Origin of the sequence: Azoarcus sp. PA01, from assembly GCA_001274695.2 — a bacterium.
In the GTDB taxonomy this organism is placed as follows: domain Bacteria; phylum Pseudomonadota; class Gammaproteobacteria; order Burkholderiales; family Rhodocyclaceae; genus Aromatoleum.
The window spans coordinates 572,046-595,564 of the sequence record LARU01000004.1 but is presented as its reverse complement, the minus strand read 5'-3'; the positions used below and the strand labels follow the sequence as shown (position 1 = coordinate 595,564).

At 66.9% G+C, this 23,519-nt stretch carries 20 protein-coding genes; 8 read left to right on the top strand and 12 right to left on the bottom strand.

The features are described from left to right. Positions 1-115: 115 nt before the first annotated feature. Positions 116-1,639, top strand: a complete 1,524-nt coding sequence (locus tag PA01_14895) for a sensor domain-containing diguanylate cyclase (GenBank protein ID KAI5912336.1) — start codon at positions 116-118, stop codon at positions 1,637-1,639. Positions 1,640-1,802: 163 nt separating this feature from the next. Beyond that, positions 1,803-2,702, top strand: coding sequence for an LOG family protein (locus tag PA01_14890; GenBank protein ID KON79765.1), 900 nt, complete (start codon positions 1,803-1,805; stop codon positions 2,700-2,702). Between the two features lie 36 nt (positions 2,703-2,738). Here the strand turns inward: PA01_14890 and PA01_14885 are convergent, their stop codons facing one another. The 3 genes from PA01_14885 to PA01_14875 are packed head-to-tail and all read right to left on the bottom strand — an operon-like array spanning position 2,739 to position 4,968. Further along, positions 2,739-3,284, bottom strand: coding sequence for a TPM domain-containing protein (locus PA01_14885; GenBank protein KON79764.1), 546 nt, complete (start codon positions 3,282-3,284; stop codon positions 2,739-2,741). 28 nt (positions 3,285-3,312) lie between these two features. After that, entirely contained in the window at positions 3,313-4,308 is a 996-nt protein-coding gene (locus tag PA01_14880; GenBank protein KON80371.2) for a TPM domain-containing protein, read from the bottom strand. Positions 4,309-4,350: 42 nt separating this feature from the next. Continuing rightward, positions 4,351-4,968, bottom strand: a complete 618-nt coding sequence (locus PA01_14875; GenBank protein ID KON79763.1) for a LemA family protein — start codon at positions 4,966-4,968, stop codon at positions 4,351-4,353. Positions 4,969-5,309: 341 nt separating this feature from the next. Between PA01_14875 and PA01_14870 the strand changes: the two genes are divergently transcribed. Further along, entirely contained in the window at positions 5,310-7,298 is a 1,989-nt protein-coding gene (locus PA01_14870; protein KON79762.1) for a winged helix-turn-helix domain-containing protein, read from the top strand. A gap of 55 nt (positions 7,299-7,353) precedes the next feature. Here the strand turns inward: PA01_14870 and PA01_14865 are convergent, their stop codons facing one another. The 5 genes from PA01_14865 to PA01_14845 all read right to left on the bottom strand — a co-directional run bounded on the left by PA01_14865 (position 7,354) and on the right by PA01_14845 (position 13,710). Continuing rightward, positions 7,354-8,688 (bottom strand): tetratricopeptide repeat protein, encoded by a 1,335-nt coding sequence (locus PA01_14865; GenBank protein ID KON79761.1) that lies wholly within the window; start codon positions 8,686-8,688, stop codon positions 7,354-7,356. 169 nt (positions 8,689-8,857) lie between these two features. Beyond that, positions 8,858-9,962, bottom strand: a protein-coding gene (gene prfB / locus PA01_14860; GenBank protein ID KON80370.2) for a peptide chain release factor 2 whose coding sequence is annotated in 2 segments (ribosomal slippage) — positions 8,858-9,880 and positions 9,882-9,962 — 1,104 coding nt in all. Because the reading frame shifts where the segments join, the coding sequence is not laid out codon by codon here. A 156-nt stretch (positions 9,963-10,118) separates the two neighbouring features. Further along, positions 10,119-10,787 carry an outer membrane beta-barrel protein gene (locus PA01_14855; GenBank protein KON79760.1) on the bottom strand — a complete coding sequence of 223 codons (669 nt, stop codon included), beginning with the start codon at positions 10,785-10,787 and terminating at the stop codon, positions 10,119-10,121. Between the two features lie 146 nt (positions 10,788-10,933). Further along, positions 10,934-12,625, bottom strand: a complete 1,692-nt coding sequence (gene recJ / locus PA01_14850) for a single-stranded-DNA-specific exonuclease RecJ (GenBank protein ID KON79759.1) — start codon at positions 12,623-12,625, stop codon at positions 10,934-10,936. Then, positions 12,622-13,710 carry a hypothetical protein gene (locus PA01_14845; protein KON79758.1) on the bottom strand — a complete coding sequence of 363 codons (1,089 nt, stop codon included), beginning with the start codon at positions 13,708-13,710 and terminating at the stop codon, positions 12,622-12,624. Before PA01_14845 ends, recJ begins: the two co-directional genes overlap by 4 nt. A gap of 363 nt (positions 13,711-14,073) precedes the next feature. Here PA01_14845 and PA01_14840 point away from each other — a divergent pair, with 363 nt between their 5' ends. After that, positions 14,074-15,327 carry a lipoprotein-releasing ABC transporter permease subunit gene (locus PA01_14840; protein KON79757.1) on the top strand — a complete coding sequence of 418 codons (1,254 nt, stop codon included), beginning with the start codon at positions 14,074-14,076 and terminating at the stop codon, positions 15,325-15,327. Next, a complete protein-coding gene (gene lolD, locus PA01_14835) occupies positions 15,320-16,006 on the top strand; it encodes a lipoprotein-releasing ABC transporter ATP-binding protein LolD (protein ID KON79756.1) in 687 nt (228 codons plus the stop codon). The genes PA01_14840 and lolD overlap by 8 nt, the downstream gene beginning before the upstream one ends. A gap of 12 nt (positions 16,007-16,018) precedes the next feature. Here lolD and PA01_14830 read toward each other — a convergent pair whose 3' ends face one another. Beyond that, positions 16,019-16,564, bottom strand: a complete 546-nt coding sequence (locus PA01_14830) for a DUF2062 domain-containing protein (GenBank protein KON79755.1) — start codon at positions 16,562-16,564, stop codon at positions 16,019-16,021. Positions 16,565-16,668: 104 nt separating this feature from the next. Between PA01_14830 and PA01_14825 the strand changes: the two genes are divergently transcribed. The 3 genes from PA01_14825 to PA01_14815 all read left to right on the top strand — a co-directional run bounded on the left by PA01_14825 (position 16,669) and on the right by PA01_14815 (position 20,791). Continuing rightward, positions 16,669-19,017 carry a DNA internalization-related competence protein ComEC/Rec2 gene (locus PA01_14825; protein KON79754.1) on the top strand — a complete coding sequence of 783 codons (2,349 nt, stop codon included), beginning with the start codon at positions 16,669-16,671 and terminating at the stop codon, positions 19,015-19,017. A gap of 145 nt (positions 19,018-19,162) precedes the next feature. After that, the gene (locus tag PA01_14820; GenBank protein KON79753.1) at positions 19,163-20,077 is read left to right on the top strand and encodes an alpha/beta hydrolase; all 915 of its coding nucleotides are present in this window, start codon (positions 19,163-19,165) and stop codon (positions 20,075-20,077) included. A gap of 12 nt (positions 20,078-20,089) precedes the next feature. Next, entirely contained in the window at positions 20,090-20,791 is a 702-nt protein-coding gene (locus PA01_14815) for a DUF599 domain-containing protein (protein KON79752.1), read from the top strand. A 21-nt stretch (positions 20,792-20,812) separates the two neighbouring features. Here PA01_14815 and msrB read toward each other — a convergent pair whose 3' ends face one another. The 3 genes from msrB to PA01_14800 all read right to left on the bottom strand — a co-directional run bounded on the left by msrB (position 20,813) and on the right by PA01_14800 (position 23,414). After that, positions 20,813-21,253: a peptide-methionine (R)-S-oxide reductase MsrB gene (msrB, locus tag PA01_14810; protein ID KON79751.1), complete on the bottom strand. Its 441-nt coding sequence runs from the start codon at positions 21,251-21,253 to the stop codon at positions 20,813-20,815. 37 nt (positions 21,254-21,290) lie between these two features. Beyond that, entirely contained in the window at positions 21,291-22,460 is a 1,170-nt protein-coding gene (locus tag PA01_14805; GenBank protein ID KON79750.1) for a DUF2863 family protein, read from the bottom strand. A 120-nt stretch (positions 22,461-22,580) separates the two neighbouring features. Then, entirely contained in the window at positions 22,581-23,414 is an 834-nt protein-coding gene (locus PA01_14800; protein KON79749.1) for a kinase/pyrophosphorylase, read from the bottom strand. Between the last annotated feature and the right edge of the window lie 105 nt (positions 23,415-23,519).

Sequence of the window (23,519 nt, the reverse complement as noted above, 5' to 3'; positions counted from 1 at the left end):
CAAAACGAAAATCCGGTCAGTTCGGCGATCTCGCTCCATGACGGAAGCATCCACTCCGACCATCCGTTCCCGACTCGCCCTGCTCGTCATGGCGTGCATCGTGCCCGCATCCTTGATGACCGCGGCGCTGATTCACTACGACTATCAGCGCGAGAATGCTCAACTCGTGCGCGAGGTGATCGCGACTGCCCGCGCGCTGACGTCCGCCGTCGATCGTGAACTGGCGGCGACGGAGTCGGCGCTGAAGGTCCTCGCGACGTCGCCTTACCTGGCTTCCAACGATCTCGCGGCTTTCCACCGCCAGGCGGTGCAGGTTCTGCAAACCCAGTCGGCGAATAACGTCGTGCTCACCGATACGAGCGGCCGGCAGCGGATCAACACGTTCCGGCCGTTCGGCGAACTCTTGCCTTTCGAAGGGGCGATGCCGCAGTTGAGGCACGTCCTCGCAACAGGGGGAACCTATGTCTCCGGGCTTTTTGTCGGGCCGGTGGTGCACCGGCCGGCGCTCAGCGTCTCGGTACCGGTGCACGGCGACGAGCGGATCGTCTACGTTCTGAGCATGGGTTTTTTTCCGGATCGCCTGTCCGGGATCCTGAACGAGCAGCGCCTGCCGCACGGCTGGACCGGCGAAATACTCGATGGCGAAAGCATTGTCGCTGCCCACACTGAAACGGAGCAGTTCATCGGGCGGAAGGGTTCGCAGGCGTTGACAGCGAGGCTCGCCGAAGCCGCCGAGGGATCGGTCGAAATCCTTACCGACGCCGGTCTTCCTGTCGTCTCCGTTTTCAGCCGCTCCGCCGTTTCCCGGTGGACGACGGTCATCAGCATTCCCCGGAAAGCGCTCACGAGCCAGCTGCGACAGTCGCTCGCCTGGCTGGTCCTCGGTACGGTGGTTCTGCTCGGCAGCAGTCTGCTTCTTGCCTGGAGGCTCGGAGGCCGGATTGCCGGCGCTTTTTCCGGACTGACGGGTCCGGCCGTGGCGCTGGGCTCGGGTGAGCCGATCGTCGTTCCGAGCTTCCGGCTCCGGGAAGCCGACGAGGTCGGAGGAGCGCTGATCAAGGCATCCGCGATGCTGCAGCAGACCCGGCACAAGGCGCTGCACGATGAACTCACGGGGCTGGCGAACCGCGTGCTGCTCGACGAAATCCTCAACAAGCAGGTGGCACTGTCGCAGCGATGCGACAGCGAGCTTGCTCTCCTTTACATCGATCTCGATGGTTTCAAGGCGGTAAACGACTGCCATGGCCATGGAATCGGCGATGAGCTTTTGCGCGTCGTGTCGCATCGTATCAACGGGGCGATTCGATGTTCCGACGTCGCCGCCCGTCTGGGCGGCGACGAGTTCGTCGTCGTGATGTTCGCCGCAGGAGCGGACGGGGCGGCGGCCCTGGCTCGCAAACTCGTGGAAACGCTTTCCGAACCGTACCAGATTGGCGAAATCCCGATCGGCATCTCGGCGAGCATCGGCATTGCAATATCTTCCGGCAGGGAAACCACGTGCGAAAGATTGCTGGAGCAGGCAGACACCGCGATGTATCGCTCCAAGGCCAAGGGAAAGCGGTGCTACACGAGCGCGGCGGGCGAACCCGGTTCATGCGCGTCTGGGGGAAACGAAGAGGGATGCGTTTCGCGCCGCTGAATGGTCCCCGTGTAGCGCCCGTCGGCGAGGGCGGCCGGCTTTCTCCCGGGCCGCCGCAGCAATCGCCCCGCCTGCCCGACTCTTCGGTCGCTCTCGTGACACCGAAATCCGCGGCCGAAAATGCGATCATGGGAGCCGATCACTTTCCGGAGCAAAACCGAGCATGAAGAAATCGCACCACATCCGCGCCCGCAATTTCCCGTCCGCGCAGGACGAAGTCCAGGCCGCGAAACCCCATTCGCCGTACGACGCGCCCGGCAGCGCTTTCCGCATGGCGTTTGCGGACAACGAATTCCTGCTGCGCGAGGAGCTGCGGCCGGTGCGGCTGCAGCTCGAACTGCTGAAGGCGGAGCTGATCCAGCAGGAGCAGGGGGTCGAATCCACGGTCGTGGTGTTCGGCAGCGCGCGCTTCAAGTCGCCCGAGGTGGCGGCCGCGATGCTGGACGAGGCGCGCGCGGGCGACGATCCGATCGCGATCCGGCGCGCCGAGCAGATGGTGAAGAACGCCCGTTACTACGCTGAAGCGCGCCGTTTTGCCGAGCTGGTCACGCTTGAAGCCGATGCGCTCGGCGAGCCCGTCATCATCGCCACTGGCGGTGGGCCCGGAGTCATGGAAGCGGGCAATCGCGGCGCGCACGATGCGGGCGGGCGCAGCATGGGCATGAGCATTTTCCTGCCGTTCGAGGAAGCGCCGAACCCGTGGATCACGCCGGAGCTGTGTTTCCAGTTCCATTACTTCGCGATTCGCAAGATGCATTTCCTGATGCGCGCGGTCGCGGTCGTAAGCTTTCCCGGCGGTTTCGGCACCCTCGACGAACTGTTCGAAGTGCTGACCCTGACGCAGACGCGCAAGATCCGCCGCCGCCCGATCATTCTTATCGGCCGCGACTTCTGGCAGCGCCTGATCGACTTCGACGTGATGATCGAGCATGGCGTGATCAGCCCGCAGGATGTCGAGCTTTTCCACTACGTCGAGACCGCCGAAGAAGCCTGGGACGCGATCAAGGCCGCTTACAGCGAAGACAATCCGGCGCTCGTGGCCCGGCAGTTGAAGGCGAGCTGAATCCTGCTCGGGAAGCCCGGGGAGCGGGTGCGGGGCTTAGCGAAACACGGGACGGTTGGGAAGCTGATCCTCCCGCTGCGGTGGAGTTTCACCCGGGCCGCGACTGGTCGGAAAGTGCCGCTCGAGCGCTGCCGTGACGGCGTCGATCGCGCGGCCGAGGCCCTCTTCGTAGCGCCCGGCACGGAACTCAGCGCTCATGCTGGCCAGCGTCTCCCGCCAGTAGGCGTCCTCGACGTGCCGCGCGAGACCGCGGTCGGCGATGATGTCGATGCCGTGCTCCGCCAGTTGCAGGTAGATCAGCACGCCGTTGTTCAGTTCGGTATCCCACACCCGCAGCTTGCCGAATTCGGTCAGCGCGCGCTCGCGCACCACCTGCTCGATCGGCACGCGGCGCCGTAAATGGCGCCACAGGTAACTCATCGGCAGGCTCGCTTCAATGCACACGCAAATCTCGCCCGTGTGACGCCGTTCGCTGTCGTGCACGCGCGCCTCGAGGCGTTGCAGCGTGTCGTCCCCGATCGCCCGACGCGCATCGTCGGAATCGAGCCACAGGTGGCGTATCACGCGCATCACAGCGTTCATCGATGACTCCCGCTCCGGTTCGGCAGCGCTACCATCGTCCCGACGCGCCGCCGCCGCCGAAACTCCCGCCGCCGCCGGAGCCGAATCCGCCGCCGCCGAATCCGCCACCGCCACCTCGGCTGCCCCCGCCCCAGATGATCGGGCCGCCAAAACCGCCGCCTCCGCCGCGGCCACCGCGGCCTCCTCCGCCGATGCCGAGCACGAGCACGAAAATGAACGCGACGACGCCGGCGACGATCGCCAGCAGCAGGCTGCCGAGCAGCAACTGCGCGAGCACGCCGGCGACGCCGCCGGTCGCGAGCGCGCCGAGCTTGCGCCCCAACATGCCCACGAGCACCGCCCCCACGATCGGTACGCCGACGAACAGGAACGCGCCCAGGTCTTCGAGCGATGGCGCTTCGCCGCGCCCGCGCATGTCGGGCTCGGGCAAGGGCAGGTTTTCACCGCGGATGCGCGCCATCAGCGCGTCGAGGCCGGCGTCGATGCCGGCCGCAAACTCGCCTCTGCGAAAAGCCGGCGTGATCGCGCGATCGATGATGTGGAACGCGGCGAGATCAGGCACCGCCCCTTCGAGCGCGCGGGCGACTTCGATGCGCACCCGGCGGTCGTCTTTCGCGACGACCATCAGGATGCCGTCGCCGATTTCGCGCCGGCCGATCTTCCACTCGGCCGCGACGCGGTAGGCGTAGGCGGCGATGTCCTCGGGAGCGGTCGTCGCAACGACCAGCACGACGATCTGGGCCCCGCGTTCCGCTTCGAAGGCCGCGAGCTTCGCTTCGAGCGCCTGCTGTTCGCCGGCATCGAGGGTGCCGGTCCGGTCGATGACGCGCGCAGTCAGGGCAGGAACCGGCTGCAGATCCTGCGCGAACGCCGCGGCCGGGCCAAGCAGTGCCGCGAGCGCGACGAAGGCTGCGAAGGCGATCGAAGCGTTCGCCAGGCAGCGTCGGGCCGTGGCGGCGACGGCCTGCAGGCCGGCAGCGAAGGGAGCGGGCCAGGAGGGGGCGGGCCAGGAGGGGCAGTTCATCGGATCAGCTCGGAGGATGATCGTCCCGGGCCGCGCCGTCGCTCAGCGCGCCCCCGACGTGCCGAAATCGACGCTCGGCGGACGCGAGATCTCCTGTTCGTTCGCGACAGTGAAACCCGCTTTCGGCTCGTAGCTGAAGATCATCGCCGTCAGGTTCGTCGGAAAGCTGCGCGCGAGCACGTTATATTCCTGCACCGTCTTGATGTAGCTGTTACGCGCGACGGTGATGCGGTTCTCGGTCCCTTCCAGCTGCACGCGCAAGTCCTGGAAAGCCTGGTTCGCCCGCAGGTTCGGATAGTTTTCGGCCACTGCGAGCAGCCGCGACAGCGCGCCCCCGAGTTGGCTCTGCGCCTGCTGGAAGCGTTCCATCGCCTGCGGATCGTCGAGCATCTCGGGCGTGACCTGGATCGCCGTCGCGCGCGAGCGGGCTTCGATGACGCGGGTCAGGGTTTCCTGTTCGAAATTCGCTTCCCCTTTGACGGTGTTCACGAGGTTTGGAATCAGATCGGCGCGGCGCTGGTACTGGTTCAGCACTTCGGCCCAGGCTGCCTTGCTCTGCTCGTCGAGGCGCTGGAAATCGTTGTAACCGCAGCCGCCGAGGCCGAGCAGCGCGCACGCGGCGACGACCACGGAGAAGCGTCGGAAAAGTCTCTCGAACATGCGGTGCGTCCCTCCATCGATTGTTGCGGACGGGCAGCGGCCCGGGCGGGGCCCGGCTGCAAGTCTTCGGCCCGCTGCTCGGCCACGCACCATCATAAAGCCGCCCGAAGCCTAGGTGTTCGGAATATTTGCGCTGCCTCCGGCCCTGCATCGCTCGTGGCCGCGCAAACGCTGCAGCACTTCGGTGTCACTTTTCTCCATCGCGGCGCTGACAGCGCCCCCAAGCGCACCCTGCGCGTTCGTCCCCGCTGCACTGCCTATACTGGCCTATCAGAGGGTCACCGCTCGCTTGGCGACAGTCATCGCACGGCGGGGCAAACGGTGCGCAGGGAGTCGCGACAATGAGCGACAGCAAGGACGTCCGCATCGACATGCTCGGCGGCTTCTCGGTCTTCCGCAGTGGCCGCGCCGTCAGCCTGCCCACGCGCAAGGCAGCAGGTTTGCTGGCGATTCTCGCGTCCCGCATGGGCACGGTGTTTTCACGCGAACGCCTTGCCGACATGCTGTGGGGCCGCAGTGCCGAAGCGCAGGCACGCGCGAGTCTGCGCCAGGCGCTCACGCAGTTGCGCAAGTCGCTCGACGACGCGGGCGAATCGGTAATCGGGGCCAACAGTGAAGGCTTGCACCTCGTGCCCGATGGCGTCACGGTCGACGTCGCGGAGTTCGAGACTGCGTCGGCCGAAGGTAGCCCGTCGGCCCTGGAGCGCGCCGCCCAGCGTTATCGCGGTCCTTTTCTCGACGGCTTCACGCTGAACGAGGCCCTGTTCGAGGACTGGCGCGCGCTCGAAGCTGAACGACTGCGGCGGATCGCGCTGAACGGCATGGTAAGGCTGCTCGCACATCAGGTCGAAGGGGGTGAGGTGGAGGCCGCGACAGCGCTGGCCGAGCGCGTGCTCGCGATCGACCCGGCGGCCGAGGAGACATACCAGTTGCTGATGCGACTGCATCTGGGCCGCGGCGCCCTCGGTTCGGCGATGCGCGAATACGAACGCTGCAAGACTGCGCTGGCGACACTCGGAGTTCCGCCGTCCGCAGCCACCGAAGCCTTGCGACAGCAAGTGCGCGTACGACCGGTGCCCGCCGATAAGAAGAGCGGCGATCCTCCGCTGATCGCGGTGTTGCCGTTCGCAAACCTCTCGGACGACGCAGAACAGGGCTATTTCGCACGCGGCTTCACCGAGGACGTGATCCGCGAGCTGGCGCAATTCCGTTCGCTGCGGGTCATCGCTTCGCATTCGTCTTTCGGCGCTGCCGATCCGCATGCGATGCCGGCGGAAACCGCAGCGCGGCTCGGGGCACGCTACCTGTTGTGCGGCAGCGTGCGCCGCAGCGCCGGATCGGTGCGGATCGGCGCTGAGCTCGTCGAGGCCGAAAGCGGCTGTTTTCTGTGGTCCGGCCGCTTCGATGTCGTGCCGAACGACATTCCCGCTACGCAGGACGAGATCGGCCGTGCGGTCGCTGCAACGCTGGTGACGCGCATCGACGACGACCGGCTGCGGCAGGCGATGCGCAAGCCCCTCACTGACCTGGCCGCTTACGATTGCTGGCTGCGCGGCATGGCGCAGCTGCGGCACGCCAGTCCCGAGAGCCATGCCGAGGCGCGCGCGCTGTTCCAGCATGCGCTCGAGATCGACCCCGCTTTCGCCCGCGCCTGTTCGGGTCTGTCGCTGACATATTTCAACGAATGGAGCTGCCTCGCGTGGGACCGCTGGGCCGAGAACGAGAGCAGGGCTTTCGACTATGCCCAGCGCGGGGTGCGGATGGACGATCGCGACCCGATCACGCATTTCATCCTCGGACGCATCCTCCTTTACCGGCGCCAGTTCGACAAGGCCGATCGCCACCTGCAGCGCGCCGAGCTACTCAATCCCAACGACGCCGACATCCTTGCGCAGCTTGCCGTGTCGGACATGTTTCTCGGCCACGCGGAGCGCGGCGCCGAACGGGCGCGTCTGGCAATGCGCCTGAACCCCTTCCACGACGACTGGTACTTCGCGTTCGCCGCCGGGCCGCTTCTTTTTTCGGGCCGCATCAAGACCGCGATCGAATACGGCCTGAAGGCGCCGGACGTCGCGACCGATGTCCATGCCTACCTTGCGGCCGCGTTCGCGCATCTCGGAAACCTCGAGGAAGCTGCGCACCACCTGGCGCTGTTCCATGAGGCCTACCGGCGCAACATCGCTGCCGGCCCCGCGATTGCACCGGACGAGACGGCGCGCTGGCTGATGCACGTGAACCCGTTCCGCCGCGACGTGGACGCGCGGTATTTCCTTGCCGGCCTGGCACGAGCCGGGCTCGCGATCCCGGCCGATCTGCAGCGGCCGGGATGAGCGGGGGAGGGGCGGGTGAAATTGCAGGCGGCCGGGCGGGAGGCTGCGGCGACGCTCAGGCAGCCAGCGCGACGCCGCTGCTGCAGGCGCGCTGCATCAGTTCACGCGCGGCAGGGCTCGCGGGCTTCAGGTCGAGGCGTTCGGCGGCCAAGGCCCGCGCCAGCGCGAGCTGTCCGTCGCGCAGCGCCGCTTCGAGCAAAGTCAGGTCGAGGAGATCGCGCTGGGCATGGCTGCCGCCGAAGCGGTGCGCGATGTCGCGGACCGGGCGCAGCAGGCGCACCGTCGTCGCGTAATCGCCGGCGCCGAATGCGTGGATCGCATTCGTCACCGGGCCGCCGACCTCACGGATGAATATCGCGTTGTCGCCGGCCCCGCGCATCGCCCGCGCCTGGCTTGCGAGCACCGTACGGGCCTGCTCCGCGCGGTTTGCACCGACGAAGGCCATCATCGCGTGCGCGTCGTTGAACGAGTAGTTCCCTGCGGCGGCGAACGGCGCCCACGCGTCGGCGACCGTTTCCCACCGGGCACCGACGTCCACGCCCCGCAGCTGCAATCGCCACAGCAGCGCCGCGGCATCGACGATGTCGAGCACGACCTGTGAACGCGCGCCATGGATCGGTCCGTCGACGAGCGCCAGCACTTCGTCGATCTCGCCCAAGTCGAGATGGAAGAGGGCGAGATGCCACCAGTTGTGCACGGCGAAGAAGTTGTCCCTCGACCACGCGTCCAGATTCGTGCGCATCCATCCGATGCCGTCGCGCTGTCGGCCTTGCATCTCCATCACATGCGCGACCGCGTGCTGGCCCCAGCCGTTGCGCGGCTCGATCTCGACTGCCCGCCGTCCGACGGCTTCGGCGCGCTCATAAAGGCCCGTTTCCTCTAAACCGAAAGCGTGCATCGCGAGCAGGTTGTGGTAGCCGGGCATGTCCGGTGGCCACGATGGCAGCGCGCGGGCGACGCGGTCGCGCAGCATGCGCGACGCGCCAGTATAGAAATCCGTGAGGTGGCCCGCCTGGAGGGCGAGCGCGTCGCGTGGATGGTCGATTGCGAGGTCTTCCAATATCCGGCCTGCGGCTCGCCATTCGCCGTCGATGAGATGGTCGACGGCGGCGAGGTGGCCGCGCTCGCGAGCATTCGCTGCAAGCCGGTGGGCCGTCTCGGCCGACGCCCGCGCTGTGGGAAGGGCGGCCGGCTCGGTGCCGAGCAGGTGCAGGTAGGCATTGAAGACGTGCCCGATGGCGAACCCGGGACTGTCTTCCAGGGCCTGGCCAATCGTCGCCACCGGATCACCGATGTAGCACTGGAACTCATTGAGCGCCTGCTCGAAGCCTTCGATCGCTGAAGCGCTGGCGCCGCTGTAGATATTGCCGAGTCGGTCGGCGTGTTGCATGTCTCTCTCCTCCTGTCGCGATGCCCGCCGGACGTGTCGGGCGCAGTCGGAAGATTAGACTCGGGGTATGGCTGGGGGCGTCAATCGCGTGTGAAATCCGCGGGAAAAAAGGCCGTGCCGGGCGCTGACGCCGCGATTGCGGCAGCCGCGCCCGAAGAGGTCAAAGGTCTCAGACGCCCTGTTTCAGGCTCGCCCCGATGAAGTCGTCGAGGTCGCCGTCGAGCACGGCCTGGGTGTTGCCGACTTCGTAGTTCGTGCGCAGGTCCTTGATGCGCGACTGGTCGAGCACGTAGGAGCGGATCTGGTGGCCCCAGCCGATGTCGCTCTTCGAGTCTTCGAGCTTCTGCTGTTCGCTCTGGCGCTTGCGCAGTTCCAGTTCGTACAGCCGCGCTTTCAGCATCGACATCGCCTCGGCCTTGTTCTTGTGCTGCGAGCGGTCGTTCTGGCACTGCACGACAACGCCGGTCGGCTCGTGCGTGATGCGCACCGCCGAGTCGGTCTTGTTGATGTGCTGGCCGCCCGCGCCGGAAGCGCGATAGGTGTCAATGCGCAGGTCGGCCGGGTTGATGTCGATCTGGATCGAGTCGTCGACTTCCGGGTACACGAACACCGACGAGAAGCTCGTGTGGCGGCGCGCGTTCGAGTCGAACGGGCTTTTGCGCACGAGGCGGTGGATGCCGGTCTCGGTGCGCAGGAAGCCGTAAGCGTAGTCGCCGCTGACCTTGATCGTCGCGCCCTTGATGCCGGCGACTTCGCCTTCGGATTCTTCCATGACCTCGACATTGAAGCCCTTGCGCTCGCAGTAGCGCAGGTACATGCGTTCGAGCATGCCCGCCCAGTCCTGCGCCTCGGTGCCACCGGCACCGGCCTGGATTTCGATGAAGCACGGGTTCGGGTCCATCGGATTGGAGAACATCCGGCGGAATTCGAGCGCATGCACTTTCGCCTGAAGCTCGCCGAGGTCCGCTTCGACCGCTCCGAGCGTGTCTTCGTCGTCCTCGGCTTCAGCGAGATCGAACAGGTCCTTCAGGTCCGAAGACAGGCTTTCGATATCGCGCAGGTTGTGCACCACGTCTTCGAGCTGGCGCTTTTCCTTGCCCAGTTCCTGGGCGCGGGCCGCGTTGTCCCACGCGGCCGGATCCTCGAGCGCGCGAGTTACTTCTTCGAGCTTCGATGATTTCTCATCGTAGTCAAAGATACCTCCGAAGTTCACGACCCCGCGAACGGAGGTCGTCGAGTTGCTGGGCGATGGCGTTGAGGCGTTCGGCTTCCATGGCGATGCTCCGGGAAATTCGGAAAACCGCGAAGTATACCCGCGATGACGAGCCCCCGCGCGGTGCGCCCTCCAGCGCTGCCGCCGGCGTGCCCAAAAGAATTCGGCGGCCCGGAGGGAGCCGCCGGTTTTCCGCGGGGGGAGGCGCGGGCGACGCTCAGAAGCGGTAGCCGATGCCGACCATGTACACCCACGGATCGATATCGATGTCGACTTTGACTTTGGCCCCGTTCAGGCGCGCAGTCGCTTCGCTGTCGATGTCGGTGCGCCACACTGCGGCGTTCAGCATAATGCGGTCGGTCAACATGTAGTCGATGCCGGCCTGGACGGCGAGGCCCCACGAACTTTCGCGGTCGAGCTGCGAGAAGCCTTGAGCCTTGCGCGCATCCTTGAGCTCCTCGTCGAAGAAATACGTGTAGTTGATGCCGGCGCCGACATACGGCTGCCACTTCGACGACGGGTCCAGCGGGAAATACTGCAGCGAGAGGGTCGGCGGAAGCTGCTTGATCGTCGCGAGCTTGCCGTTGAGGCCATTCATGTGTTTGAGCGTGACGTCGTGCTCGAACGGCGTCGCTGCGAGCAGTTCGATGCCGACGTGGTCCGTGAGCATGTAGCCGAGCGTCAGGCCGAGCTGCGTGTCGTCGCTCACCTCGACATCCGACCCCGAAATCTTTCCGGCCGGCGTCGAGACGCTGGATTCGCCGATGTCCGGAGCCACCATCGCCGCGCCGGCGCGCACGAGGATGTCTCCCTGCTTGTGTGCGAGCGCGACCGGGCTGGCGACAGCGAGGGCAAGCATCGACGAAATGAGAAAGGAAGGTTTCATGGCGCGATCCTCTTGCGGTTATTGGTCGCTTCCGATTATATCCACTTCCTCAGCATGGTTATGTGCAGTGCACAATAATATTTCTTTTGGATAGATAGACGAAATTGATCGGCCGCGACGGAAGGCGCGGCAACAGGCCCGCGACGCTAAACGGTGTCGAAATGTTCGAGCATCAGCTGCAGGCTGGTGACCCCGTTGTATTCGTTCGGCGCGAGCCGGTAGGCGGCATGGATGTTCGCGCCCGCGCTGTCGGCGAAGTTGAAGCGGATCGCGTCGAAGCGCGCGCCGTTCTTCGACAACTGCAGCTTCAGGTGCTTGTCCTTGAGCAGACGCTGGTTGTCGACGCGGAAACGATCCTCGAACACCGGGGCTGCGAAGCCCTGTCCCCAGATGTCCTGTTCGATCAGCCGCGCCGAATCGAGCGTCATGTAACCGCTTTCGAGCGCGCCGTCGGTTTCGAGCGTGCGCGTCAGGTCAGCAGTGCCGACGAGTGACTGGACGATCTCCTCGAATGCTCCCCGGAAGCGCGGGTAATCCGTCTCGCGGATCGTCAGGCCTGCCGCCATCGCGTGGCCACCGAAGCGCAGGATCAGCTGGGGATGCCGCTTGGCGACGAGATCGAGCGCGTCGCGCAGGTGCACGTTGGCGATCGAGCGCCCCGATCCTTTCAGTTCGCCGTCCGCGCCGCGCGCGAACGCGACGACGGGTCGGTGCAGTTTCTCCTTGATGCGTCCGGCGACGATCCCGATGACGCCCTGGTGCCAGTCGGGCTCGAACAGGCTCACGGTCGCGCTCTGCCCGGGATCGAAGCCCGTGAGCCGCATCAGCGCCTCTTCCTGCATGCCGTGTTCGATGCCGCGCCGTTCGCGGTTGAGCCTGTCGAGGTCCTGCGCGATGTTCAGCGCCCGGCCCATGTCGTCGCTGATCAGGCATTCGATGCCCAGGCTCATGTCCGACAGCCGCCCGGCGGCGTTCAGACGGGGGCCGAGCGCGAAGCCGAGGTCGAAAGTGTTCGCGCGTTCGGGCTCGCGCCCGGCGGCGGCGAACAGCGCGCGGATGCCGGGCTGCATCCGCCCGGCACGCATGCGCGCGAGCCCCTGGGCGACGAGGATGCGGTTGTTGTGGTCGAGCTTCACGACGTCGGCGACGGTGCCGAGCGCGACCAGATCGAGCAGCTCGCCGAGGTTCGGCTCCTGCCGCCCGGAGAACGCGCCGCGGCTGCGCAGCTCGGCGCGCAGCGCGAGCATCGTGTAGAACATCACGCCGACGCCGGCGAGCGCCTTGCTTGGAAAGTCGCAGCCGGGCTGGTTCGGATTGACGATGACGTCTGCATCGGGGAGCGTGTCGGCGGGCAGGTGGTGGTCGGTGATCAGCGTCGCCATGCCGTAGCTGCGCGCGGCGGCGATCCCTTCGACGCTGGCGATGCCGTTATCGACGGTGATCAGCAGGTCGGGCTGCATCTGCGCGGCCAGTTCGACGATCGCCGGCGTGAGGCCGTAGCCGTATTCGAAACGGTTCGGCACGAGATAGCCGACGTCGGCGCCGAAGGCGCGCAACGCGCGGATGCCGACTGCGCAGGCGGTGGCGCCGTCGCAGTCGTAGTCGGCGACGATCACCATCCGCGCGCCGGCCTCGATCGCGTCGGCGAGCAGTTGCGCGGCTTCGTCGGTGCCGCGCAGCGCCGCCGGTGGCAGCAGCGCCTTGAGCCCGTAGTCGAGCTCCTCGCGCCGCGAGACGCCGCGCGCCGCGTAGATGCGCGCGAGCAGCGGATGGGTGCCGCTGTCGATCAGATGCTGGACGGCACGGGGCGGGACGTTGCGGGACTGGATGCGTGTCATCGGTCGGGGCGGGCAGGAGCGGTCACCGGCTCTGCGGGGAGAGACGGAGCCGGCGGGGTGAGCGATTTGAGAAGCGCGTCGAAAGCGAGCGGTTTGCGCCAGAACTTCCAGCGTTCGCCGGCGCGCACGACGAGTTCGAACGTGCCGCGGTCGCCAGGGGCGGTGAGAGTCAGCTTCTGCACGCGGCCATCGCCGAGCGCCTCGACGAGCGGTGCGATCCAGTCGCGTTCGAGCGTGGCGAGGTTGCTGCGCCAAGTATCCAGATCGAGCTGTCGTGCCGCGTGGAGGAACGTGTCGAGGACGACGATCGTGTCTTCGCGCAACGCCGTCGCGAGCTCCGGCGCCGCGGCTTCGCCTCCGGCGGCGCGCACCATGCCGCGGGCGAGCGGTTCGGCTGCCTGCACTGCGGGCAGCGTCGCTGCGGGGGCGTTTTCCAGCGTGCCTGCACCCCAGAACCACAGGCTGTTCGCGGGCCGCCGCCCGGCGGCTTCGCGCGCCTGGTTGAGCGGATGGTTGTGCAGCAGCACCTGCACTTCGTTCATCGTGCGCTGCCACAGGCGGGCGTCGTCGCCTTCCGGGAGGAACTGGCGGATAGGCCGTCCGATGACGTCATGCAGCGGAAAAAGCCTGGCGCGGGTCGGCGCGGCCAGGCGGAGGTACCAGCGCGTCGGCGTGCATGCTTCGAAGCGGCCAAGATCGCCGAAACTGTCGTTGAGGGCGGCAATCAACGTCGAGACCTCGTCCTCGTCGAGTTCATCGGCCGGAAAATCGTTGAGCAGCAGGTGCTCGCGCGCGAAGGACAGGTTCACGGGGTCGGCGCACAGCCAATCGCCGCCCGGATCGGGCGCAAGCGGTGCCGATTCGCCGAGGCGGCGCAGCGCGGCCAGCGGCAGCGGGCCGTCGGACGGGCGGGTGCCCAAACCGAACAGGCGCGCAAGCTGGAGGTCGAGCGGCTCGAAGTCCCGATGCTCGCGCCGGCCGAGGCCGAGGAGTCGTGCGAGTGCGGGAAGTTCGATGCCCGCTGCGGGGGCGACGAGCGAAGCGCCGGGCCAGATCAGGCCGGGAATGACGAGGTGAATCTGCATGGAGCGACCGCAACAAGAAGCCGATCGAGTCTAGCACAGCGCCCGGCAGGTCCGAGGGCACGACGCGATCGGGTCCGGCCGGGAGCCGACGCCGCGCTCGGTGCGCGCCGGATTGCGGTTCTCGTTATTAGCCCGGCAACCAAATACCCTTCGGGCTGAGCCCTTCGACAATCCTGTCCTGAGCGAAGTCGAAGGGCTCAAGGCGAACGGCTGTATTTGATTGCCATCTTGATAGCATCGACAGACGCAGGACGCATCGAAACGAGCGGAGTGGTGGCGATTTTTCGCGATCCTGCAGGCCGTTCGTCGCGCTCGATCCGTCATTGCGGCAGAATGGCGCCTTTTCGCCGCTGCCCCCACCCGATGCGTTACGAAATCCTCGTCGGCTTGCGTTACACCCGGTCGCGCAAGCGGGCGCAGGGGCGCAACCGCTTCATCTCCTTCATCTCGCTCGTGTCGATGCTCGGCACCGCGCTGGGCGTCGCCGCGCTGATCGTCGTGCTGTCGGTGATGAACGGCTTCCAGGAGGAGTTGCGCACGCGCATCCTCGGCGTCGCTTCGCACGTGCAGGTGTCCGGTTTCGACGGCGAGCTCGAGGCGTGGCAGCAGGTGGCTGACCAGGCCGCGCGCCACCCGGACGTCGTCGCCACGGCGCCATACATCCAGGAGCAGGGGATGCTGTCGTTCGACCAGGCGGTGCGCGGCACGCTGGTGCGCGGCGTGCTGCCGGCAGCCGAAGACGGCGTCGCCGATTTCGTGCGCTTCATGCGCTCGGGCAGCTTCGACGCGCTGCAGCCCGGGCGCTTCGGCATCGTGCTCGGGCGCGACCTCGCGTTCGCGCTGCAGGCGCAGCTCGGCGACAAGGTGACGCTGATCGCCCCGCAAGGGCTCGTGACGCCGGCGGCAGTGCTGCCGCGGGTCAAGCAGTTCGAGGTCGTCGGGATTTTCGAGGCGGGGATGTTCGAGTACGACTCCGGCCTCGCGCTGATCCACTTGCGCGATGCGCAGGCGCTGTACCGCATGGACGAGCGTGTCAGCGGCGTGCGGCTGAAGCTCGACGACCTGTTCGCCGCGCCGCGCGTCGCGCGCGAACTGCCCGGTGTGATCGAAAGCCCTGTCTCCGTCAGCGACTGGACGCGCAGCCACGCGAATTTCTTCCGCGCCGTGGCGCTGGAGAAAACGATGATGACGATCATTCTGTTCCTGATCGTCGCGGTCGCGGCGTTCAACATCGTGTCGACACTGGTGATGGCGGTGCAGGAGAAATATGCCGACATCGCGATCCTGCGCACGCTGGGCGCGAGTCCCGCGTCGATCATGGCGATTTTCGTGCTGCAGGGCGCGATCATCGGCCTCGTCGGCCTTGCCGCGGGCGTCGCCGGCGGATTGTTGCTGGCGCACAACCTCGACATCGTGATTCCCGCCCTCGAGCAGGTCACGGGCGCGACGTTGTGGAACAAGGAAATCTACTACATCAGCGAGCTGCCGTCGAAAGTGCTGCCCGCCGACGTCATCACGATCGTGTCGCTGTCTTTCGTGCTGACGCTGGTGGCGACGCTGTATCCGAGCTGGCGCGCGTCGCGCGTGAATCCGGCCGAGGCCCTGCGCTATGAGTGAATCAACGAATCAGCCGGTGCTGGCCTGCGAAGGCCTGTCGAAGACTTTCCGCGAAGGGGCCGACGCGCTGCAGGTGCTCAATGGGGTGACGCTCGCCGTCGCATGCGGCGAACGCATCGCGATCGTCGGTGCGTCCGGTTCGGGCAAAAGCACTTTGCTGCATCTGCTCGGCGGCCTGGATGTGCCGAGCGCGGGCGCGGTGCGCCTGCGCGGACGCGATTTCTCGCGCATGTCGGAGGCCGAGCGCGGCCGGGTGCGCAACGAGGCGCTCGGCTTCGTGTATCAGTTTCACCACCTGCTGCCGGAGTTCTCGGCGCTCGAGAACGTCGCGATGCCGCTCTACATCCGGCGCCTGGAACGCGAGGCGGCGAACGCACGGGCGGTCGCGATGCTCGAGGAAGTCGGTCTCGGGCACCGGCTCGACCATGCGCCGGGCGAGTTGTCCGGAGGCGAGCGCCAGCGGGCGGCGATCGCGCGGGCGCTGGTGACGCAACCGGCGTGTGTGCTCGCGGACGAGCCGACCGGCAATCTCGACCGACGCACCGCGCAGAGCGTGTTCGACCTGATGCTGAGCCTCAACGAGCGGCTCGCAACGAGCTTCATCATCGTCACGCACGACGAGCAGCTCGCCGGGCGCGCGCAGCGCACGCTGCGGCTCGACGACGGCCGCCTCACCTGAGCGGCACGGCGTTCAGCCGCCGTTGCGATGAGTGCGGCGGCCGTGCCAGGTGCGGATCAGCCAGATTCGCCACGCTGCCTTGACGGCGAGGTAGCCGAGCAGCGACAGCGTCGCTGCGAGCAGGATCAGGCCGAGCCCGAGCGGCTTGCCCAGGCCCGCCATCCAGTCCACGAGCGCGCCACCCCACGCGATCAGCGTCAGCTCGCCGAGTTCGGGCGGCGGCGCGAACTCCTGCCCGTTGATGCCCATCGCCCAGCTGCCGATCTTGTAGGCGAGAAAATACAGGGGGACGATCGTCACCGGGTTCGAATACAGCGTCGTGATGATCGCCAGCGGCAGGTTGACGCGGAACACCAGGCAACAGATCGCTGCCGCGCCGGCCTGCAGCGGCCCGGGGATCATGCCGCAGAACAATCCGACCGCGAAGCCGCCGGCTGCCGAATGGCGATTCAGGTGCCAAAGCCGCGGGTGCAGCAGCGTGCTCGCGAACGGCCGCAGCCAGCGGTTGGAGCGAATCGTTTCGTGCTTCGGCAGAAAACGCTTGAGGATCTTGCGCATGGTCATCCGGTTCGGAGCGGCGATTCTAATGGTTCGCCGGGCAAGTCCCAAACGCGGCGACGAGCTTGTCAGCGCTTCCCGGCCGCAGGCATGATGTGCGCGATATGCGAATGTCAATAATCGCCTTTGCGCTGGGCGTCTGGCTGTGCCAGGGGCTTCCGGAGCTGCCCGGCACCGGTTCGCTGGTCGTGCTTCTTGCTGCGGGCGGCGCGGTCGTGGCGGCGGTGTGGCGCGCCGGAGCTCGCATGCGCCTCGCCGGAATGTGCCTCTTGGCGCTTGCTGCCGGGTTCGTTTGGTCGGCGGGGCGGGCGCAATGGCGTCTCGCCGATGAGCTGCCGATGGCCTGGGAAGGACGCGACGTGGTCGTCACCGGCGTCATCGACGAGCTGCCGCGAACCCTCGATCGCAGCGTGCGCTTCGTGCTGCGTGTCGAATCGGCGACCGCGCCGGTACCGCAGCGGATGCTGGTGTCTTGGTACGCTCCGCGCGCCCGTGCCGCCGGCGACGAGGATGCGGACGACAAGGGACACCTCCCGTCGCTGCGACCGGGCGAGCGCTGGAAGCTGACGCTGCGCCTGAAACGCCCGCACGGCCTGGCCAATCCCGGCGGCTTCGATTACGAAGCGTGGCTGCTGGAGCGCGGCCTTCGGGCAACGGGCTACGTGCGGGCGAAAGGGGAAAACGTCCTGCTCGATCCGCTCGTCGCCAGTCCGATGGTCCTCGTCCACCGCCTGCGCGATTCGGTGCGCGACCGTTTTCTCGCGACGCTCCCCGGCGCCGAATACGCCGGCGTTCTCGTCGCGCTGGCCGTCGGTGACCAGAACGCGATCGCGCAGGAGCAATGGACGGTATTTCGCAAGACGGCGGTCGCCCACCTCGTCAGCATCTCCGGATTGCACGTGTCGATGATCGCGCTGGTGGTCGGCGGCATTGCCGGGTGGGGGTGGCGGCGCATCCCGGCGCTGACGCTGAGGTTCCCGGCAAGGAAGGCGGCGGCGCTCGCGGGGCTTGCCGCCGCAGCGGCCTATTCGCTGCTCGCGGGCCTCGGCATTCCGACGCAGCGCTCGCTGATCATGCTCTCGGTGGTGGCGCTGGCGCTGCTGCTCGGGCGCGAGTCGGCAGGCAGCCGCATCATCGCCCTCGCGTTGTTCACGGTGCTGGTGATCGACCCGTGGGCAGTCCTGTCGGCGGGATTCTGGCTGTCGTTCGGCGCCGTCGCGGCGATCATGTACGTCGTTGGCGGGCGCACCGGCAGCATGCCGGGCTGGCGTGTTGCGGTGACGACGCAGCTCGCCATCACGCTGGCGACCGTTCCGGTGCTGCTCGTGCTGTTCAACGCGTTCTCGCTGCTGTCGCCGTTTGCCAATGCGTTCGCGATTCCGCTGGTGAGTTTTCTGATCACCCCGCTCGTGCTGGCCGCGATCGTGCTGCCGTTCCCGCCGCTGCTGGAACTGGCGCACTGGCTGACCGGGTTGATGATGGTCGCTCTCGAATGGCTCGCGGACATGCCGTTCGCGATGTGGCAGCAGGCCGCGCCGCTGCCGCTGCTCGCCGTTGCGGGGAGCGCCGGTGTGCTGTGGCTGCTGCTGCCGCGAGGCACTCCCACCCGTCATGTCGGCGCGCTGGCGATGCTGCCGCTGCTCGCCTGGTCGCCACCGCGCCCGGCGCCGGGCGAGTTTCGCCTGACAGTGCTCGACGTCGGCAATGGCATGGCAGCGCACCTGCAAACGGCCCGACACGACCTGATGTACGACACCGGGCCGGCTTACGGGCCGGACGTGGATGCGGGGGAGCGTGTGCTGTTGCCCTATCTGGGCGCGCTCGGAGTGCGGCGGCTCGATCGCCTCGTGATTTCGCATGACGACCTCGACCACACGGGCGGCGCGGCGTCACTGATGGAGGGTGTGGAGATTGTCGATATGCTGGCGGACCTGCCGCCCGGGCACCCGCTCCGCGCCGACCGCGTTGCGCCCGTTTCCTGTGTCGCCGGCGAGCGCTGGCACTGGGATGGCGTCGATTTCGAAGTGCTGCATCCGGGCGCAGGGGATGACCCGCGTCGCGACAACGACAGGTCGTGCGTGCTCCGCATCGCCGCCCCGGGCGGGTCCGTGCTGCTCGCCGGGGACATCGAGGCGTGGGCCGAGCGCACGCTGCTCGCGCGGTCGGCCGACGCGCTGGCGAGCGATGTCGTGATCGTGCCGCACCATGGCAGCCGTTCGTCCTCGAGTGCGGCGTTCATCACGGCCATCCAGGCGCAAGCCGCGATCTTCACGGTCGGTTACCTCAATCCGTTCCGCCATCCGCATCCGGCAGTGTGGGCCGGCTGGGCGGCTTCCGGGGCGCGCAACTGGCGCACCGACAGCCAGGGCGCGATCCGCGTCGAGGTGCGCGACGACGGCGTGAGCGTCGCGGCGCAACGCGTAGTCGCACCGCGCTACTGGCACGGGCGTTAGTCCTGTGACTTGACGTTCCACGTGTATGAACGGCTTCGAGGCGGGCCCGGCCCTGCCTGAGCGGCTTCGCAGTGTGGCTCCGGCGTCACCGGCATACGCATCCGGGCTGCTAAACTCCGGCTTCCTAATCCAACGGCCTGAATCGATGAGCCTGCTCGACACCTTGCGCCGCCTGTTTCGACCCGCGCCGCTGCCGACCCGCCCGTATCGCGGACTGCGCGAGAAGTCGGTGCAGTGCATCGGACCCCACGGCCTGCATCGCATGGCCTATACGGAATGGGGCGACCCGGCGAACCGCAGGGTGCTCGTCTGCGCGCACGGCCTGACGCGCAACGGCCGCGACTTCGACTTCCTCGCGCAAGCCCTCGCCGACGACTACCGCGTCGTCTGCCCCGATGTCGTCGGTCGCGGGCGCAGCGACTGGCTCGGCGTCAAGACCGATTACGGCTTTCCGCTGTACGTCGCCGACATGATCACGCTGCTCGCGCGGGTCGATGCCGACACCGTGCATTGGGTCGGCACCTCGATGGGCGGCATCATCGGCATGCTGATCGCCAGCCAGCCGCACACGCCGATCTCGCGCCTCGTGCTCAACGACGTCGGGCCGGTGATCACTGCGGTGTCGCTGCGGCGCATCGGCGAATACGTCGGCAAGGCGCCCAAGTTCTCCAGCATGGCCGCCGCCGAAGCCTGGATACGCGAAGTCAGCGCGCCGTTCGGACCGCTGACCGACGCCCAGTGGCGCCACCTCACGGAATATTCGGTCAGGCCGGTCGAAGGCGGCTTCGCCATGGTTTATGACCCTGGGATCGGCGATGTCTTCCGCCACACGCCGATCACGGTCGACGTCGATCTGTGGGATGTGTACAAGGCGATCCGCTGTCCGACGCTGGTGATCCGCGGCGCGGAATCGGATCTGCTGGAAGCGGAGACCGTCGCGCGGATGGCGCAGTCCGGGCCGCGCGCGCAGATCGCGGAGTTCCCGGGCGTCGGTCACGCGCCGGTGCTGATGGATGCGTCGCAAATCCGCATCGTGAGCGACTTCCTGCGCGCCTCCTGAGCAACGGCCGCGATGAAGGAATTCATGACGGCGATCTCGGGACCCGATTGGGCGGGGCTGTGCTGGTTTCTCGTCGCGTGGGTCGGCTATGGCTGGTTTTCGGAACGCAGCCGCTGGGCGCGCGACGGCCTGATGGGAGTCACGCATCGTTACCGGCTCGAGTGGGCGCGCCAGCTCGTGCAGCGCGAGATGCGCATGACCGACGCAGCACTGGTCGGCAACCTGATGCAGAGCGTGTCGTTTTATGCGAGCACGACGATCTACATCATCGCCGGCCTGCTCGCGGTGCTCGGCGCACTCGATCAGGTGATCCGCTTTGCCGCCGACCTGCCGTTCGCGCGGGAAACCTCGCGCGCGGTATCGGAAGTGAAGCTGCTGCTGCTATTGACGGTGTTCATCGTCGCGTATTTCAAGTTCACGTGGTCGTTACGTCAGTTCAACCTGCTGTCGATCCTGATCGGCGCGAGCCCGCACATCCGCCCCGGCGAAGATGCCGAGGCGACGGTGAACCGGCTCGCGACGGTCAATTGGCTGGCCGGCGACGAGTTCAACCGCGGCATCCGCGCCTATTATTTCGGCATCGCCGCAGTCACCTGGTTCATCCAGCCGTGGCTGTTCATCGGGGTCACGACGATCGTCGTGGTGGTGCTCTACCGCCGCGACTTCTCGTCGCCGGTTCTCGCGTCGCTGGTGCAGGCTCCAGCCCGCCCGTGAGCGGCTGCCGGGCGACCGCTGCTAGCCGGTCGACTGCGGTCCTCGCCTCTGGTCGTCATCCGCGGACGCGTCCGGTTCGAGCCGGATCGATGCCGAATTGATGCAGTAGCGCAGGCCCGTCGGCTGCGGCCCGTCCTCGAACACGTGCCCGAGGTGCGCGCCGCATTCGTGGCACAGCACTTCGGTGCGCTGCATGAAGTGGCTGCGGTCGTCGGCGGTCTCGACGTTTTCGGGCACCGCGGCCGTCCAGAAACTCGGCCAGCCGCAGCCGGCGTCGAACTTGTGTTCGGAACTGAACAGCGGTGCGCCGCAGCAGATGCAGCGGTATTCGCCTTTGTCCCAGCGATCCCAGTATTCCCCGGTGAAGGCGCGTTCGGTGCCTTTTTCCCGTGTGACCTGGAATTGCGCCGGAGTGAGCTGTGCGCGCCATTCGGCTTCGGACTTGTCGATCTTGCGGCTCATGGACGACTCCTCGTGTCGGCCCGACTGCCGGACGGCGTCAGTGCAGGTGCCGCGGCGTCGGCTCGCCGTGTTCTTCGGGCATTTCGGCGTGCACGATCTCGCCTTCGGGGGAAGGGTAGAGCGGCGCGCCGCAGTCATCGCAGTATTCGAGCGGGAAACGGTGCTCGAGGTTCACGATTTCGGTGACGCCGCAGTCGCGCAGCACCGCTTCGATCTGCGCCGGACTGTCGGCGTTGTCGTCCTCGGCGCCGAGCAGCGGCCAGACGACGCCATGCACCACCTCGTCCTTGCCGCGCAAGGTCAGACCGACGCGATATTCCTCGAGTTCACGCTCGTGGAACGGCGCGATCACCGCGCGCAGGTTGCCGGCGGGCGCTTCCATCTCGGCGCCGAGGAAGGCCACCGATGCGCGGATCGCGTACGGGCGGCTGTCCTTGTCGGCTTGCCGGCTGGCGGCGAAATAGGCGTCGGGCAACACGACTTCCATCGCGCAACCCGGCAGCAGCGGCATCAGGCACGCGCCGCCCTGCTTGCGCCACTGGCTGAGGGACTGGTCGCGCGATCCGCCCGCCTGCTGCCAGCCGAACAGCGCTTCGCCTTTCGGCACCACGATCGCGGCGAGCAGATAGCGGGTGTCCGACAGGAACTGCGCCGTCTCGGGCATGCCTTCGGTCTCGATATGCAGGTCGCGCCCGGAAAGCGCGGACTGCCCCAGCTTCGCGGCAAACTCGGCGGTGGCGCTGTAGCCCTGCGGCAACTGGTCGGGGCTGAACAGAAAATCGGCCAGTGCGAGCTTGACGCGATCGGCGAGGACGTGAGCCTGCAGATGCACCCGCAGGTTCGCGAGCACCGCGGGCGAAATGGTCGTCGCCGGAATGCGGTAGCGCGACCACGCGAGCACCGGCGCGGCAATCAGCAGGATATCGTGCTCGGGCGACACGCCCGGGGCGCTTTCGGCGCGCGACTCGATGAAGTCGGCCAGTTCGTCGTAGCCGGGCGAGTCGGCGCTGTACAGGTGGTCGAGCGCAGCGTTCAGCGTTTCCTCTTCGCTGTCGGCGAGCAGGCGGTCGATGGCCGCGCACAGGTGGCGGTCCCAGTAATGGTCTTCGGCTCGGCTGCCGGATTCGGCCAGGCCCGTTGCGAGCCAGATCAGCTGTTCGGCTTCGCGGCCCAAACCGCCGCGGCGCTTTTGACGTGTTCGTTTCATCCGTAAATTCCTGTTTGGGTGATGATTGCCGCTGTCGGACTCTCGAGAAAACGCTGAGCCGCCCCAAGTTTTCCTGTCCCCCGCGGGAGGCGGAAACGGCAAGGCCGTTTTCTCGGGCGATCAGTACACCGGGCGGTTCAGCCGCACGGCCTGCAGAATGGTAGCCGATATCTCTTCAATGGATTTGCTGGTCGAATCGAGCCACTGGATGTTTTCACGGCGCATCAGCTTTTGTGCCGCGTCGATCTCGAAGCGGCAGTTTTCGATCGACGCGTAGCGGCTGTTCGGGCGCCGTTCCTGGCGGATCTGCGACAGGCGCTCCGGCGCGATCGTCAGGCCGAAGAGCTTGCCGCGATGGCGATGCAGCTCTCCGGGGAGCTTGTTGCGGTCGAAATCCTCCGGGATCAGCGGATAGTTCGCCGCCTTGACGCCGAACTGGACCGCCAGGTACAGGCTCGTCGGCGTCTTGCCCGAACGTGAAACGCCGACCAGGATCACGTCGGCGTCGGCCAGTTCGCCGTCCGACGAGACGCCGTCGTCGTGCGCCATCGCGAAGTTGATCGCCTCGATGCGCGCCTTGTAGTCGCTGCTCTCGGCGATGCCGTGAAAGCGCCCCACCGTGTGCGTCGACCGCTGCCCGAGTTCGGCCTCGAGCGGATTGATGAACTGCTCGAACAGATCGACGAACAGCGCATCGACTTCGCGCAGCCCGCTCAGCGGGTCGGGGTTGACCAGCGTGCTGAAGACGATCGGGCGCACGCCGTCCATCGCTGCCGTTTCGCGGATCTGGCGCGCACAGTCGAGCGCCTTGTCGAGGTCGTCGACGAACGGCACGCGGACCTGGCGAAAGCGCGCGTCAGGAAACTGCGCGAGGAGGCTGTGGCCGAGCGTCTCGGCGGTGATGCCGGTGCCGTCGGAGATGAAAAAGACGGTACGGATGGGAGTGTCACTCATGTTTTGCGCCGGAAAAGGGGCATTGGGGAAAACCTGCCGTGCGGCAGAGCAGCATTTTTCGCTAAAATCGGATTTTGCTTTCTCCCCCACAAAATCGGAAGGCCA

Coding starts and splice junctions, on each gene's coding strand:
- PA01_14845 (KON79758.1), bottom strand. CDS start 13,710: ATGCAGATTCACCTCGTCATTCCCGGCCTGATCTGGCCCGGCGCTTCG.
- PA01_14880 (KON80371.2), bottom strand. CDS start 4,308: ATGAACTGCCCCTCCTGGCCCGCCCCCTCCTGGCCCGCTCCCTTCGCT.
- msrB (KON79751.1), bottom strand. CDS start 21,253: ATGAGCCGCAAGATCGACAAGTCCGAAGCCGAATGGCGCGCACAGCTC.
- PA01_14840 (KON79757.1), top strand. CDS start 14,074: ATGCGTTACGAAATCCTCGTCGGCTTGCGTTACACCCGGTCGCGCAAG.
- PA01_14895 (KAI5912336.1), top strand. CDS start 116: ATGACCGCGGCGCTGATTCACTACGACTATCAGCGCGAGAATGCTCAA.
- recJ (KON79759.1), bottom strand. CDS start 12,625: ATGACACGCATCCAGTCCCGCAACGTCCCGCCCCGTGCCGTCCAGCAT.
- PA01_14825 (KON79754.1), top strand. CDS start 16,669: ATGCGAATGTCAATAATCGCCTTTGCGCTGGGCGTCTGGCTGTGCCAG.
- PA01_14870 (KON79762.1), top strand. CDS start 5,310: ATGAGCGACAGCAAGGACGTCCGCATCGACATGCTCGGCGGCTTCTCG.
- PA01_14855 (KON79760.1), bottom strand. CDS start 10,787: ATGAAACCTTCCTTTCTCATTTCGTCGATGCTTGCCCTCGCTGTCGCC.
- PA01_14820 (KON79753.1), top strand. CDS start 19,163: ATGAGCCTGCTCGACACCTTGCGCCGCCTGTTTCGACCCGCGCCGCTG.
- PA01_14875 (KON79763.1), bottom strand. CDS start 4,968: ATGTTCGAGAGACTTTTCCGACGCTTCTCCGTGGTCGTCGCCGCGTGC.
- PA01_14890 (KON79765.1), top strand. CDS start 1,803: ATGAAGAAATCGCACCACATCCGCGCCCGCAATTTCCCGTCCGCGCAG.
- PA01_14815 (KON79752.1), top strand. CDS start 20,090: ATGAAGGAATTCATGACGGCGATCTCGGGACCCGATTGGGCGGGGCTG.
- PA01_14865 (KON79761.1), bottom strand. CDS start 8,688: ATGCAACACGCCGACCGACTCGGCAATATCTACAGCGGCGCCAGCGCT.
- PA01_14805 (KON79750.1), bottom strand. CDS start 22,460: ATGAAACGAACACGTCAAAAGCGCCGCGGCGGTTTGGGCCGCGAAGCC.
- PA01_14885 (KON79764.1), bottom strand. CDS start 3,284: ATGAACGCTGTGATGCGCGTGATACGCCACCTGTGGCTCGATTCCGAC.
- PA01_14830 (KON79755.1), bottom strand. CDS start 16,564: ATGCGCAAGATCCTCAAGCGTTTTCTGCCGAAGCACGAAACGATTCGC.
- lolD (KON79756.1), top strand. CDS start 15,320: ATGAGTGAATCAACGAATCAGCCGGTGCTGGCCTGCGAAGGCCTGTCG.
- PA01_14800 (KON79749.1), bottom strand. CDS start 23,414: ATGAGTGACACTCCCATCCGTACCGTCTTTTTCATCTCCGACGGCACC.